The sequence below is a fragment of the Streptococcus sp. S784/96/1 genome (assembly GCF_902729355.1).
In the GTDB taxonomy this organism is placed as follows: Bacteria; Bacillota; Bacilli; order Lactobacillales; family Streptococcaceae; genus Streptococcus; species Streptococcus caledonicus.
Genome location: NZ_CACVCC010000014.1, coordinates 45,963 through 60,422, shown reverse-complemented (window position 1 = coordinate 60,422; position 14,460 = coordinate 45,963). Strand labels below are relative to the sequence as shown.

Below are 14,460 nucleotides of genomic sequence, written 5' to 3'. Positions count from 1 at the left end.
TAAATCGATTGGCTTGATAGAAATAAGACCCGATAAAATGTAGCGATACACTGTCTTCGTTGAAGGGACAATTTCTGTCGGATGTTTCGCTTTGTATTCTTGGACAAAGGTATCCACACTATGACGACGAATCTTGGCCTTTACGGCTTCTTCGAGCTTGTTAAAGAAAGTCGGAGAGCACTGGTCTAGTTTCAGATAGACACTGTGCTTTCGATTGTCTTCGTAGACACGTTGACCGCTATCGGCGAAATAGGATGGATAATAAGTCCGTTTGCCATTCTTATCCTGAACTTGCGTTACTGTGCCACGCTTAATCTCACGAGTAATGGTAGAACGGTGACGATTGAGTAAACGTGCAATCTCAGCGGGCTTTTTCCCCATTTTCAAATAAGCACTAATTTCGCCTCGCTCAGAAGCTGATAAGTGAGAATAACGAGATTTTTTGGTAGAATGGTTAGTGGACATGTTCATCTGCTTTCTATACTGAGTTGGGGAATTCTAGTATATCAGAAGAACATGTCTTTTCTGTTGCACTTCATTTTACAACGCGGGGATGATAATTTTGTTTTTCTAGTTAACAATTATCTGGCTTCGTTTGGGGGACTCAGTCATCTCACCTTTTATAAGCCTTCTGATAATCGACCGGTAGGTTTTCGCTTGCGCTATCAGAATAAAAAAACTCTATGTGATTGCAGCAAGAGAGGAGACAGGTCTTGAAAAGGGAGATATTATCATTGCTTTAGATAAGGTGGAGACCAGTCAGTTTTACCAAGATAATCAAGAGTTATTTGTCTCTAAAACGCCGGAACGTCAGTACATGGATTGGGCGAAATTTTTGGTAAGAACATGGTCTTTTACTGTTTTTCGGGCTGGTAAGTAGCAAAGACAGAATCATTTGTTTGGAAAATGCTTGATAATGAGACGGTTTATCTCAAAATGGAGAATTTTTCAAATGAAGGAGCCATTAGCACGCTTTATCAGGAAAGTAAACAAGCTATTGAGAACAGTATCAATCTTATTATTGATGTTAGAACTAATCATGGTGGCTCAGATAGTCTTTATTGGCCTCTTTTTAACTACACTCTAGGATTAGGGGAAAAGGTGAGTGATTTACCAGAAGATGATGTTCAGCAAGGGCTCCTTTATACTGAACGAAATGTTGCTTTACGCTTAGAACAGTTTGAGAAGAATCTCGATTCACCAGATATTACTGAGGAAACAAAAAGATTAATTGACGAGTTTGCCTCTCTTTTAAGAGCTAATCGTGGTAAGGGATATGTGCCTTATGACTCTCATGAAGATAACGACGCTGATTTTTACGATTCGTATATCGGTCAAGAATTTCCTAAGAGAGTAGTAGTTTTGGCAGATGTGTACTGTGGCTCATCAGGTGATAGTTTTGTTGCTATTATGAAACGGATGCCTAAGGTCACGGCCATGGGGCGACCGAAAATGGGAATCAATGATTATTCTAATTGTTGTGTCTTACCTTTGGATGATTATCGCTTCATTTTTCCGACGTCTAGGTTGCTGACGATTGATAAGGGACAAACAGATAAAGGTATTGAGCCAGATATTTTGATATCTTGGACAGAAGAACATCTTTCTAGGGATGTTGATTTGGAAAAAGCTCTGCTATTTCTGAAAGAGCATTAAAAACTTATCTTGATAAAATTTGAAAAGGGGAATGAGAGATGCTTACAGCTAAGGATGTGACGGCAGCTTATGCCGTTTTGAATGGTGTTGTGGAACGAACACCGTTAGAATTTGACCGCTATTTGTCTGAAAAATATGGGGCAACGATTTATCTCAAACGTGAGAATATGCAAAAGGTTCGCTCTTTTAAAATTCGTGGTGCCTACTACGCTATTCATCAATTATCAGATGAGAAAAAAGCGCGTGGAGTGGTTTGTGCTTCAGCGGGAAATCATGCCCAAGGTGTTGCCTATACCTGTAATGAAATGAAGATTCCTGCAACGATTTTTATGCCGGTGACAACGCCACAGCAGAAAATTGGGCAAGTGCGTTTTTTTGGTGGCCGGTATGTAACGATTAAGTTGGTCGGAGACACCTTTGATGCGTCAGCAAAAGCAGCGCAGGACTTTACCAAGTCAGAAGGGATGACATTTATTGACCCCTTTGATGATGCTAATGTTCAAGCGGGGCAAGGAACAGTTGCGTATGAAATTTATGAGCAAGCTCAAGAGGAGGGGATTCATTTTGACCAAATTCTTGTCCCAGTTGGAGGCGGGGGATTGATTTCAGGAGTGGCGACTTACTTGAAAAATGTGTCACCGGAAATTAATGTTGTCGGTATTGAGGCTTCTGGTGCACGTTCCATGAGAGCTGCTTTTGATAAGGGTCAGCCAGTAGCCTTGCCGGAGATTGATAAATTCGCAGACGGTATTGCCGTGGCAAAAGTTGGAAACAGTACCTATGAAGTGGCTAGAAAATATGTTGACCACCTTGTTGGTGTTGATGAAGGTCTGATTTCAGAAACTTTGATTGATATGTACTCGAAGCAGGGAATTATTGCGGAGCCAGCAGGTGCTGCGACAATTGCTGCGCTTGAAGTCATGAAAGAGGAGATTGCTGGTAAAACTCTTGTGTGTATCATTTCAGGTGGTAATAATGACATTAACCGCATGCAAGAGATGGAAGAACGTGCGCTTATTTACGCCGGTTTGAAACACTATTTTGTGGTGAATTTCCCACAACGTCCAGGTGCGCTGCGTGAATTTGTAAATAATATCTTGGGGCCAAATGATGATATTACCCGATTTGAATACATCAAGCGAGCTAATAAAGGTAAAGGTCCTGTTTTGATTGGGATTACCCTTGCAGAGAAAGAAGGTTATCAAGCCTTTCTTGAACGTTTATCTGGATTTGACCCTTCTTTTATCAATCTTCACGGAAACGAAAGTCTTTACAATATGCTTGTCTGATTTGGTCAAACATGGTCAAGAAATCAGAAAATACTCTATAATTTCTCTTGACTGCTCATGGAAAATGAGTATAATGGTTTTATAAATATTGATTTAGAGGAGTTTGTCGCTGTAGGCGCAGACTCTTTTGTCATATTTAGAGTTTTTGACGTCGAAAATTAACTTTTTTATTGGATTTTATCAATTTTATTCGTAAAATTATATTAAATCAACTACGCAAAGAGGTGGAATTATGAAGACAATTTGGTTAGTCTTGTTGTGTGCAGGGGTCGCTATTTTTGGTGCCCTGTGGGGAAATAAAAAGAAATAATTTTAAGGAGGTCTCCTATGAACCCAGTTGTTATTTTATTGTTAGTTTTGCTACTTGTAGCTATTCTTGTCTTTATTAGCACCCTCTATGTGGTGCGTCAGCAATCTGTTGCAATCATCGAGCGCTTTGGTAAATATCAAAAAACGGCTAGCTCAGGTATCCATGTACGTTTGCCATTTGGAATTGACCGTATTGCTGCGCGAGTGCAACTGCGTTTGCTCCAAAGTGAGATTGTCGTTGAGACAAAAACGAAAGATAATGTATTTGTAACCTTGAATGTTGCCACTCAATACCGTGTTAACGAGCAAAATGTTACCGATGCTTACTACAAATTAATGAAGCCTGAATCTCAAATAAAGTCTTACATCGAAGACGCTTTGCGTTCATCAGTGCCCAAATTGACCTTGGATGAATTGTTTGAGAAAAAAGATGAAATCGCGCTTGAAGTTCAACATCAAGTTGCAGAAGAAATGTCAACTTACGGTTACATCATTGTGAAAACCTTAATTACTAAGGTTGAGCCAGATGCTGAAGTTAAACAATCTATGAATGAAATTAATGCGGCGCAACGTAAACGCGTGGCAGCCCAGGAATTAGCTAACGCTGATAAAATCAAAATCGTTACAGCAGCAGAAGCCGAAGCTGAAAAAGATCGTCTACACGGTGTCGGTATTGCCCAGCAACGTAAGGCTATTGTCGATGGTTTGGCAGATTCCATCGCTGAATTGAAAGAAGCTAATGTCGGTATGACTGAAGAACAAATCATGTCAATCCTTTTGACCAACCAATACCTTGATACCCTCAATACATTTGCTGCTAAAGGAAATCAAACGATTTTCTTGCCAAATACACCAAATGGTATTGACGATATTCGTACACAAGTCCTGTCCGCGTTGAAAGCGAAATAAATAATCAGTTCTAGTGTTACTAAACTGCTATGAGTGATGGTGTCGCCTTTTTCTATATGGCTGTGTGATTATTTCCATTGAAAAAAGGAGTTAGTCATGAATATGAAAAATTTAGTTTGTACCTACTGTGGTGGAACAGAGATGGTTCGTGGTGTTCAAACGGGTTATGCCAGTATTACCAAGATTAAAGGCTGGCGAGGGCAATCACTCTACTATGATATCTGTGCTAATTGTGGAACGGTTGTGAGAAGTTTTGTGGAAAATCCTGAGAAGTTGAGGTAAGAGAGGATGGAACGATCATTTACTTTTTCAAGAGTATTAAGTTTAATGTGTCTTGTAGCTTATTTCGTTAGTGGTTATGCTATAAAAGGAGACCACTGGCTGGATTTAGTTTTCTTAGTCATGGTAGTACTTTCTAGTATTTTTCACCAAAAACTGGATGATCTTTGGGAAGAGTGGAGAAGTAAACACTAGATATTAATAATGCAAAAACCGGCAGGTCCAAAAACTTGCTGGTTTTGTCGTTAGTTTAAGAATTTCCTGAATATAGTTTTGAATGAGGTAGAACATTTGAAATGTTTCTCTGATAAGTGATGATCCTTGTATTTTTAAATGATTCATTAAGATATAGATGGTATATTTGTTGTTTAAAAAGTATATGTGTATTTTAAGAATATATAGAATATTTAGAATTTTTTAGAATTTTTGATTTTTAGGGATATATACGATATGATAGAAGAGAAGTTATTATTTTATTAGGAGGAAAAATGTTTAAAAAAATATCAAAACCAACTGTCTATGGTTTGGCAATTGGACTCAGCTTTCTGTTAGTGATGTTAGGGATTATCGTTCCTCAAGGATTTCAGGAATTTACAGAAATAATAAAAAATAGTATTACGACAAATTTTGGTTGGTTTTATTTATTGATGGTAACCACAATATTGTCACTTTGTCTATTCTTCATTATTAGTCCTATAGGTCAGATTAAATTAGGCGATCCTGGTTCTGAACCTGAACATTCTACAATTTCTTGGATTGCGATGATGTTTTCAGCTGGTATGGGGATTGGGTTGGTATTCTATGGTGCGGCGGAACCTCTAAGTCATTATGCTATTTCAGCCCCATACGGAGATCAGGGTACCCAAACAGCCTTGTCAAATGCCTTTAGGTATACTTTTTTCCATTGGGGTCTACATGCTTGGGCGGTTTATGCAATTGTTGCTTTAGCTTTAGCTTATTTTGGTTTTCGTAAGAAAGAGAAATATCTATTATCTGTTACTTTGAAGCCACTTTTTGGGAGTAAAACAGATGGGATTATTGGAAAAATTGTAGATACTATCACTGTTATTGCAACTGTCATAGGGGTAGCGACAACTTTAGGTTTTGGAGCAGCACAAATTAATGGAGGTCTTTCTTATGTGTTTGGAATTCCTAATAATGCACTTATTCAAATTGTAATTATTATTGCGACGGTTCTCTTTTTATTATCGGCCTTGTCTGGTCTAGGTAAAGGTGTTAAAATTTTATCGAATACCAATCTTATTTTGGCGGTAGGGTTATTGTTTATGGCAATTATCCTAGGACCAACGGTGAAAATATTTGATACCATGACCAATTCTCTTGGAAATTATTTGCAAAACTTACCACAAATGAGTTTATCAACATCAGCTTTTAATGATATGAAGCGTCTTTGGACGAATAATTGGACAATTTTTTACTGGGCTTGGTGGATTGCTTGGTCACCTTTTGTTGGAGTGTTCATTGCTCGTATTTCTAAAGGACGTAGTATTCGAGAATTTCTGACAGTGGTTTTAGTTGTACCAACCTTACTTAGTGTAATTTGGTTTTCAGCTTTTGGGACATTATCAACTTCTGTACAAGGAACTGGAGCAGACTTAACGAAGTTTGCCACAGAAGAAATTTTATTTGCAACATTTAATCATATTCCTATAGGGATGATATTATCCATTGTCGCTATTATTTTAGTTTTGACTTTCTTTGTGACATCTGCGGATTCTGCAACATATGTGTTGGCAATGTTAAATGAAATGGGATTACAGTTGACACCGGAACGCTACCCTACTAAGGATGAACCTTTTAAATCTTATGAAGATTAGGTGGCGTATAAAAAATAAACCAGCAGGTATTAACTTGCTGGTTTTGTCGTTATTTCAAGAAACGTTTTAAGAATTCTTTAGTACGGTCTTGAGTAGGGTTCTCAAAGATTTGTTCAGGTGTGCCTTGGTCGGCAATGAGACCCTTATCCATGAAGATGACGCGGTCTGACACCTCTTTGGCAAACTCCATCTCGTGAGTCACGATAATCATGGTAAGACCTGATTTGGCAAGGTCTTGTATGGTCTTTAGCACTTCACCGACCATCTCAGGGTCAAGGGCAGATGTTGGTTCATCAAAGAGAATGGCTTCTGGGTCAACAGAAAGGGCGCGTGCGATGGCTACACGTTGTTTTTGGCCACCTGAGAGTTGTTTTGGTTTGGCCGCCCAATATTGCTCGCCAAGGCCTACTTTTTCAAGATTAGCTTTAGCGATTTTTTCAGCTTCTGAGTGGTCACGTTTAAGGACAGTTGTCTGAGCAACGATGGCATTTTCCAAAACATTGAGGTTTTCAAAAAGGTTGAAAGACTGGAAAACCATTCCTAGTTTTTCACGATAAGTGGTTAAATCATAGCCCTTTTCAAGGACGTTTTGCCCGTGGTAAAGGATTTCACCACCAGTTGGTTCTTCCAGTAAATTGATAGAACGTAAAAAGGTTGATTTTCCTGATCCTGACGAACCGATGATGGAGATAACTTCTCCTTTATCAACGGTTAGAGAGATATCTTTGAGGACTTCGTTTTGCCCATAAGATTTTTTGAGGTGTTTGATTTCTAAAATCGTGTTAGACATAGGGAACCTCCTCGATTTGCATTTGGTTAGCACCAGTAGTATAGGTATCTGTATCCATACGTTTCTCAATATAACGGAGGATGCGAGTAATAGTGAAGGTTAAGATGAAATAAATCACTGCAATGATGGTAAAGGTTTGGAAATATTGATATGTTTGTGTTGCTACGGTTTTCCCTGAGAAGTAAAGTTCAACAACTGAGATAACGTTTAGGACGGAAGTATCTTTAATGTTGATGACAAACTCATTACCAGTTGCAGGGAGAATGTTACGGACAACCTGTGGTAAGATAATCTTGCGCATGGTTTGTCCGTGAGTAAAACCAAGGGCTGTTGCGGCTTCAAATTGTCCTTTATCAACGGCAAAAATACCACCTCGGACGATTTCACTCATGTAGGCACCGGTATTGATTGAGACAATAATCATAGCTGCCCATAGACGTGGGATATCAACACCAAAGGCTTGAGCTGTTCCATAGTAGATAACCATTGACTGTACAATCATTGGTGTACCACGGAAAATTTCAATATAGACGTTAAGGAACCAGCCAAAGAGTTTTTGAAGGATGGCTAGGCTTTTGTGTGTCGCTTTCGGTGCTGTGCGGAAAATACCGATTAACAAACCGATAATCAATCCAAAGCAAGTACCAGTAATGGAAATGAGAAGGGTTGTTCCTGTACCGATAAGAAATTCTTTCCAGTTATTTTTGAGGATAGTAGCTACTTGTTGGAAGAAGCTGGATTCAGCAGAGGCATCAGTTGGTTCTTCAACGGGTTGTTTCGCAATCATATCGTCCATGAGAGCGATACGGCTATCCGATGATAAGGTTGAAAGAATTTGATTGACTTGAGCTATTCGTGTGTCGTCTTTACGCATTCCAACAGCGATAGCGGCATCGGATTCAGCAACTTCAAAGCCTTTTTCCAATGTGACCATTTTGAAGTGGTTGTTAGCGTTCTCAGCTGTTGTTCCTTCAGGTCTTTCAGAAATATAAGCGTCAATGACGCTTGCTTCAAGGGCTTGACGCATTTGGGCAAAGTCTCCCATTGGAGTTTGAGCATCGATGCCAGTCATCTGGTTAAGTAAGTTGACGTGCCAAACACCTTGCTGAGCAGTGATTTTCGCACCAGCAAAATCTTCAATTGAAGTAGCTTTGGCATACTGGCTATCAGAACGGACGACCAAGACAGGTTCACTAGTGTAGTAGCTGTCTGAAAAAGCGATTTCTTTTTTACGCTCTTCAGTAGGGCTCATACCAGCGACAATCATATCAATTTTTCCTGAAGTGAGCGCAGGAACCAGACCATCCCATTCAGTTTTGACAATGAGAAGTTCTTTCCCAAGTTTTTCAGCAATTTTTTTAGCAACCTGAACGTCATAGCCGTTGGCAAATTGTCCAGTGCCTTCTATCTTGGCAGCGCCATTACTGTCATCGTTTTGAGTCCAGTTAAAAGGGGCATAGGCTGCCTCCATTCCGACACGGAGATAGTTATCATCTTCGGTAGCTTGAGTTGTAGATGTCCCTAGTAAAAGCATTCCGAAGAAGGCTAAAAGGGTTAAAAAGATTTTTTTCATGTCAATATGTTCAATATGTCGAGACAGTTTGAATTTTCAAAAAATTATAAAAACGAAAAAAATAAAAGCTTGTGAATAATTAAAAATGTCTCGTTATCAGTTAAATATAATTAACCGACGACTCCTCTCTTTAAAAGTTTGGTAAAAATGTATTTATAAAATAAAAACTATACTGGTCTATTTTACAAGAAAAAATGATGTATTTCAATAGAAATGTCTAAAGAATCATTCCGTTGTTCTTTCTCCCAGTCCTATCAAGCGATTGGAAGACTATAAAAATAAAAATCACCACATGATATTAACGTTTTAGCTTATCAACTTATAGAAGAACATCCGTTTTTCAACATTATCGCCACAAAGTTTTGGCGTTTTCCAGATATAAAGGTAATTGAAATTGTTGGTGTAAGGACAGTTGTATCGTGCATAATATGGGTTATTTGATTGTATTTTCAAAAAATTGACTTTTCTATCCTGAAATCACTCATTGAAATTAGCAACTACGGGAATGATTCCTAAACTTTCAAAAGATATGTTAAAATAGTAGAAATGGAGGTAGTTATGGTGAAAAATCATTTAAAATGGTTGATAATTGTGATAGTTCTGCTATTTTCCCAAAGCGCCAAGGCAGATGATGAAATTGACTATAGCATTATATCGTATGAGGGAGCATTGCAAATTCATGAGGACAACACAGCTACTTTTGAGCAAGTGATTACTTATGACTATGATTCGAGTTTTAATGGCCAGTATGTGAGTTTGGGATTAGCAGGAAACGTTCCAGAACATTTTGACATCGCTAGTAAACCTCTTGTCCATGTTGAGAAAAATAATCAGGTGATAGCTGATGCAGAGACGATTTTGGAACCCTTATCAGATGGCTATCGACTGAAAATCTATAACGCTGGTATCAGTGGTGATTTGGTTGAGATTTCTGTGACTTGGAAGCTGGTCAACATAATCTTTCCTTACCAAGATGTTGCAGAGTTAAATTGGAAGCCTATTAGTGATTGGGATGAAACTATTGATCGTGTAACCTTTACTGTTACGACAGATAAGCCAACTAAGATCAGTAACATTTGGGGGCATCGTGGATATTTTAAAACCCCTCCTAAAAAGTATTGGGATGGTAATGGTCGTTATACTTTGGAAGCTCACGATGTTGATGATGTATTAGAACTCCACGGCTATTGGGATAGCAATATTTTGAATTTATCGGTTCCTCGTCTTTCGGAGAAAGCCCTGCCTCGTATTGAAAAAACGGAACAAAAGATAGAAAAGAAATCGCAACTGTTGTTAGTTATCTTTGGTAGAGTGGTTCCAATTGCGATAGCGTGTCTCACCGGAATATCGTTGTGGCGCTTCGCCAAAGTCAAAAAAGGACTGGATCGTTACCGATCAAAAATAGGAAAAACAAGACTATACGAGGTACCAGAAGACTTATCCCCCCTACTTTTAGCCAATGATGTTTATCAGGTAACGTTCAAGGATATCGTAAAAAGTCCTGAAGAGGGTGAATTTCATTTTGAACACGTCGTTCAAGCCATGATTTTAGATTTAATTGATAGAGGAATTGTGAGCGTTGATAAGGAAACTTCTGTACCGACTTTGAGCATCGTAAACCTTGATCATTGTACTTCTTCTGATGTTGCCTTTTTAGACATGGCCTTTGGGAATCGTCTGTCTGTAACGTTAGACAAATTATTTGATGATTTTCAATATGATTCTACTATCATGAAGCGACTGAAAAAGCAATATTCAGGAAGTCAACTTGAGACAGAGGTCCGTAAAAGTTCCCAAAAAATGGCACATCGAATCAGAGCGATGTCTTCTGCTATTGATAAAGCCGTGACCAAGGAATTGGCGACACTACACCTCCCTAAAATTTACAGACCGATGACTTCACAAGAAAGCAAAAAACTTCATGAAGCGAGTGGTTTGGGATGTTTTTTTAGCCTAATTACTTTTGGGTTGACTATTTATTTTGTGATGAAAGTCCACATGCTAGCTTTGCTTTATTTACTGATAACCGTCGTTAGTTTTGGACTAATCTTTTTATTGGGACGCTTAACAAAGCCCTATACGACCTTAGGCGTCATTACTGAAGAAGGTATGGTTCGCTTGGAAAAATGGCAGAGCTTTGAACGTATGATTAAAGAGTTTAATACTTTTAATGCAGTGGAACTTGAAGGGTTAGTGCTTTGGAATCGCCTATTAGTTTATGCCACGCTGTTTGGTTATGCCAGTAAGATTGAACATTACCTAAACGTCAATCATATCGCTTTGCCTGAACAATTTGGAAATATAGACATCGGTCTTATACGTCATCAGATGATATTATCTACCAATCATTTTGTTTCAACCTCGAATCATGTGACAACTGCTTCAAACTTTTCCGTATCGTCTGGGGGAAGAAGTGGAGGCGGTGGCTTCTCTGGTGGCGGCGGAGGAGGCGGAGGCGGTTCCTTCTAAAATTTAGAAAATCTGTTATAATAGGATAAAGCAAGTAAGGAGTATCTATGTTTTTTGAAATATTAAAGGCAATCTTTTTTGGTATTGTCGAAGGGATTACAGAATGGTTGCCAATTTCTAGTACCGGTCATTTGATTTTAGTGCAGGAATTTATCAATTTTAGCAATCAAAATAAAGACTTTATGGACATGTTTAACATTGTTATTCAGTTAGGGGCGATTTTAGCAGTCATTGTCATTTATTTTAATCGCTTGAATCCTTTTCAGCCTGGAAAAACTGCTAAAGAGGTTCAAAAGACTTGGCAGCTGTGGCTTAAAGTTGCGATTGCCTGTATTCCTTCTATTTTAATTGCTTTGCCTTTGGATGATTGGTTTGAAAGACATTTTCAAAATATGTCAACAGTAGCGCTGATGTTGATTGTTTATGGGGTTGCTTTTATCCTCTTAGAAGACCGCCAACGAATGGAGCCCAAAGTTAAGACCTTATCAAGAATGTCTTATCGCAACGCTTTTTATATTGGAATGTTCCAAGTCCTTAGTATTGTTCCAGGGACTAGTCGCTCAGGAGCAACGATACTTGGAGGTATTCTTTTAGGGACAAGTAGGAGTGTCGCAGCTGATTTCACCTTTTTCCTTGCCATACCGACTATGTTTGGGTATAGTGGGCTTAAGGCAGTAAAATTCTTTGTTGATGGCAATGCGTTAGCCTTTTCTCAAATCGTCCTTCTACTGTTGGCAAGTATCACAGCTTTCGTGGTTAGTTATTACGCGATTCGCTTCCTGACAGACTACGTGAAGAGTCATACCTTTAAAATATTTGGTAAATACCGTATTATACTAGGAATAATTCTTCTTACCTATGCAGGTCTGAGTTATATTTTTTAAAAAATGATGGGAGAGTGGGACAGAAGTCATGACTTCTGTCCCACTCTCCTAGAAACTTCGGTGTTGCTATTGACAGTAGTTGAAGTTACACAAACACTTCTAGGCTTTGCTAGCTTAACATTCCTTTGTGATAGGTTTGCGATAAAATCTTCGAAAAGAAAGAGCCGTCAAACTTTGGAGTGTTACGGTTATTTCTAACTAACGAAAACAGACTACTATCTTAAATGGTTCTATAGCGATTTGAATTAAGAGTAGGACATAGATGAATCATTTTTATAGACGCTAATAATATTAGTTATTCTATGCTTTGTCCTAATCTATTTTGAGTTCGCTGTACATAGAGTGAGTTGCAAATGGTAAGATGATCTGAGTAAACACTAGTGCAAACATTTTTGATTGATTTGATTAAAAATGTGCCGGAAGGTTGGAAATGAGGCAGTTATATTATTTGTCTCAACAGAATGCTGCTATATTTAAGGGTTTCATGTGTGGTTTATAGCTCTTAATAGGTTAGAAAATTGCTATTTTAACCTCATTCTAGTATAATGAAATGACTAGTCTCGTGCGAGGTAATTAAATGGAAATGAAACAAATCAACGAAACAACGTTGAAAATTACGATCAGTATGGAGGATTTGGAAGAGCGTGGCATGGAATTGCATGACTTCTTAATTCCTCAAGAAAAAACGGAAGAATTTTTCTATTCTGTCATGGATGAGTTGGAATTGCCTGATAATTTCAAACAAAGTGGCATGCTTAGTTTTCGTGTGACGCCTCGAAAAGATCGCCTAGATGTTTTTGTGACAAAATCAGAAATCAATCAAGATTTGAATTTTGAAGATTTGGCTGATTTGGGAGATGTTTCCCAAATGTCTCCGGAAGATTTTTTCAAAACGTTGGAACAAAAGATGTTTGAAAAAGGTGATGTGGCGGCTCATAAACAATTGGCTGATATTGAGGAGCAGGAAGAACATAGTGCAACTGAGGAGGTTGAAGAGACTCAGGACTATGTTCATTATGTTTTGGATTTTCCAACTTTTGAAGACGTAGTGACCTTCTGCCAATCAATTGATTTTCCGACAGAGGCGTCAGAACTTTATAAGGTTGATGGACGTTACTACATGACCGTCTTAGTCTCTCTTGAAAATCAACCGGCGTACTATTCTAATATCGTTTTTGCACGTTTGATTGAGCATGCTCATAAGGCAGATAGAACGCGAGCTTATTTACAAGAGCATGGTATTCAACTAATGATGGATGATGCTCTGCCTTTGCTTAGGAGTATCGAGGTGGCTTGATGACTAGTTTTTCACTAGAATATATCTTGGTTTTAATTGGTGCTTTTCTGCTCTCACTTTTTGCGACGCCAATCGTTCGTTGGTTAGCTTTTAAAATCGGAGCTGTTGACCAACCAAATGCTCGCCGGATTAACAAGATACCGATGCCAAGTAGCGGTGGTTTGGCGGTAGTGGTTTCGTTTACCATTGCGACTCTGTTTTTCATGCCAATGGTAGTGACTGGATTAGTGCACGGACAAACTTATTTCACTTATATACTCCCTGTAGTGATTGGTGGTATTATTGTGGCGATAACTGGGCTGATTGATGATATCTATGAGTTATCTGCCAAGAAAAAATTAATTGGGATTATCATTGCTGCGGTTTTGGTCTGGTATTTTACGGATTTTCAGTTTGATTCCTTTAAGATTCCGTTTGGAGGGCCGTTATTACGGTTTAATTCACTTTTGACGTTCGTTGCAACTATTTTATGGATTGTTGGCGTGACTAATGCAGTCAATCTGATGGATGGTTTGGATGGTTTAGTTAGTGGTGTCTCAATGATTAGTCTTTTAACGATGGGGATTGTTTCTAATTTCTTTTTGGCAGATTCTGATATTTTTTTAACCCTAACGATTTTTGTTCTTGTAGCCTCTATTGCAGGATTTTTTCCTTATAATTATAATCCTGCCTGGATTTATGGTGGTGACACGGGCGCTCTATTTATAGGGTTTATGATTTCTGTTTTGTCCCTACAAGGGTTAAAAAATGCAACGGCGGTTGCTGTGGTGACGCCAGTGATTATTCTAGGGGTTCCGATTGTGGATACCTTTGTAGCGATTATCCGTCGTACCTTATCTGGTAAGAAATTTTATGAACCGGACAAGATGCACCTTCATCATAGATTGTTAGCAATGGGTTTTTCTCATAAAGGGGCTGTGTTGGTCGTTTATGGTATTGCTCTGCTATTTTCCTTAATCTCCTTATTGTTAAATGTCTCAACACGTCTAGGTGGGGTTCTACTGATGGTAGGTGTGCTGTTTGGGCTTGAGGTATTGATTGAGGGGTTGGAAATTTGGGGAGAAGGTCGAACACCGCTTTTCCACCTGTTGAAATTGGTTGGCAATTCTGCTTATCGAAAGGAATTTTTTGAGCAGAAGTCAAAGAAGTAAGCACGATAAAAGCCTT

At 38.6% G+C, this 14,460-nt stretch carries 13 protein-coding genes; 10 read left to right on the top strand and 3 right to left on the bottom strand.

Annotation, left to right across the window (positions count from 1 at the left end; genetic code table 11):
• Nucleotides 1-465 (bottom strand): helix-turn-helix domain-containing protein (locus tag GZ996_RS06460; RefSeq protein ID WP_162011626.1); only part of this gene is annotated, 465 nt, incomplete at its 3' end.
• 220 nt (nucleotides 466-685) lie between these two features.
• Here GZ996_RS06460 and GZ996_RS06455 point away from each other — a divergent pair.
• The 6 genes from GZ996_RS06455 to GZ996_RS06430 all read left to right on the top strand — a co-directional run bounded on the left by GZ996_RS06455 (nucleotide 686) and on the right by GZ996_RS06430 (nucleotide 6,280).
• A complete protein-coding gene (locus GZ996_RS06455; RefSeq protein WP_162011625.1) occupies nucleotides 686-880 on the top strand; it encodes a hypothetical protein in 195 nt (64 codons plus the stop codon).
• A gap of 26 nt (nucleotides 881-906) precedes the next feature.
• Entirely contained in the window at nucleotides 907-1,656 is a 750-nt protein-coding gene (locus GZ996_RS06450; RefSeq protein WP_162011624.1) for a S41 family peptidase, read from the top strand.
• Nucleotides 1,657-1,694: 38 nt separating this feature from the next.
• Nucleotides 1,695-2,945 (top strand): threonine ammonia-lyase IlvA, encoded by a 1,251-nt coding sequence (gene ilvA / locus GZ996_RS06445; protein ID WP_162011623.1) that lies wholly within the window; start codon nucleotides 1,695-1,697, stop codon nucleotides 2,943-2,945.
• Nucleotides 2,946-3,272: 327 nt separating this feature from the next.
• A complete protein-coding gene (locus tag GZ996_RS06440; RefSeq protein WP_162011622.1) occupies nucleotides 3,273-4,163 on the top strand; it encodes an SPFH domain-containing protein in 891 nt (296 codons plus the stop codon).
• A 96-nt stretch (nucleotides 4,164-4,259) separates the two neighbouring features.
• On the top strand, nucleotides 4,260-4,445 hold the full coding sequence (locus tag GZ996_RS06435; protein ID WP_238385745.1) for a hypothetical protein: 186 nt from the start codon (nucleotides 4,260-4,262) through the stop codon (nucleotides 4,443-4,445).
• 485 nt (nucleotides 4,446-4,930) lie between these two features.
• The gene (locus tag GZ996_RS06430) at nucleotides 4,931-6,280 is read left to right on the top strand and encodes a BCCT family transporter (RefSeq protein ID WP_162011621.1); all 1,350 of its coding nucleotides are present in this window, start codon (nucleotides 4,931-4,933) and stop codon (nucleotides 6,278-6,280) included.
• 49 nt (nucleotides 6,281-6,329) lie between these two features.
• On the opposite strand, the gene GZ996_RS06425 is transcribed toward GZ996_RS06430, so the two are convergent.
• Both GZ996_RS06425 and GZ996_RS06420 read right to left on the bottom strand, forming a co-directional pair.
• Nucleotides 6,330-7,070 (bottom strand): amino acid ABC transporter ATP-binding protein, encoded by a 741-nt coding sequence (locus GZ996_RS06425; RefSeq protein ID WP_162011620.1) that lies wholly within the window; start codon nucleotides 7,068-7,070, stop codon nucleotides 6,330-6,332.
• Nucleotides 7,063-8,643 carry an ABC transporter substrate-binding protein/permease gene (locus GZ996_RS06420; protein WP_162011619.1) on the bottom strand — a complete coding sequence of 527 codons (1,581 nt, stop codon included), beginning with the start codon at nucleotides 8,641-8,643 and terminating at the stop codon, nucleotides 7,063-7,065. The genes GZ996_RS06425 and GZ996_RS06420 overlap by 8 nt, the downstream gene beginning before the upstream one ends.
• A gap of 558 nt (nucleotides 8,644-9,201) precedes the next feature.
• Here GZ996_RS06420 and GZ996_RS06415 point away from each other — a divergent pair.
• The 4 genes from GZ996_RS06415 (at nucleotide 9,202) to GZ996_RS06400 (ending at nucleotide 14,444) form a co-directional block, all read left to right on the top strand.
• Nucleotides 9,202-11,112, top strand: coding sequence for a DUF2207 domain-containing protein (locus GZ996_RS06415; RefSeq protein ID WP_162011618.1), 1,911 nt, complete (start codon nucleotides 9,202-9,204; stop codon nucleotides 11,110-11,112).
• Between the two features lie 47 nt (nucleotides 11,113-11,159).
• Nucleotides 11,160-11,996 (top strand): undecaprenyl-diphosphate phosphatase, encoded by an 837-nt coding sequence (locus GZ996_RS06410; protein ID WP_161979275.1) that lies wholly within the window; start codon nucleotides 11,160-11,162, stop codon nucleotides 11,994-11,996.
• A 577-nt stretch (nucleotides 11,997-12,573) separates the two neighbouring features.
• Complete coding sequence (gene mecA / locus GZ996_RS06405; RefSeq protein ID WP_156806252.1) at nucleotides 12,574-13,293, top strand: adaptor protein MecA; 720 nt, start codon at nucleotides 12,574-12,576, stop codon at nucleotides 13,291-13,293.
• Nucleotides 13,293-14,444 (top strand): glycosyltransferase family 4 protein, encoded by a 1,152-nt coding sequence (locus tag GZ996_RS06400; protein ID WP_198039904.1) that lies wholly within the window; start codon nucleotides 13,293-13,295, stop codon nucleotides 14,442-14,444. Before mecA ends, GZ996_RS06400 begins: the two co-directional genes overlap by 1 nt.
• Nucleotides 14,445-14,460: the final 16 nt, after the last annotated feature.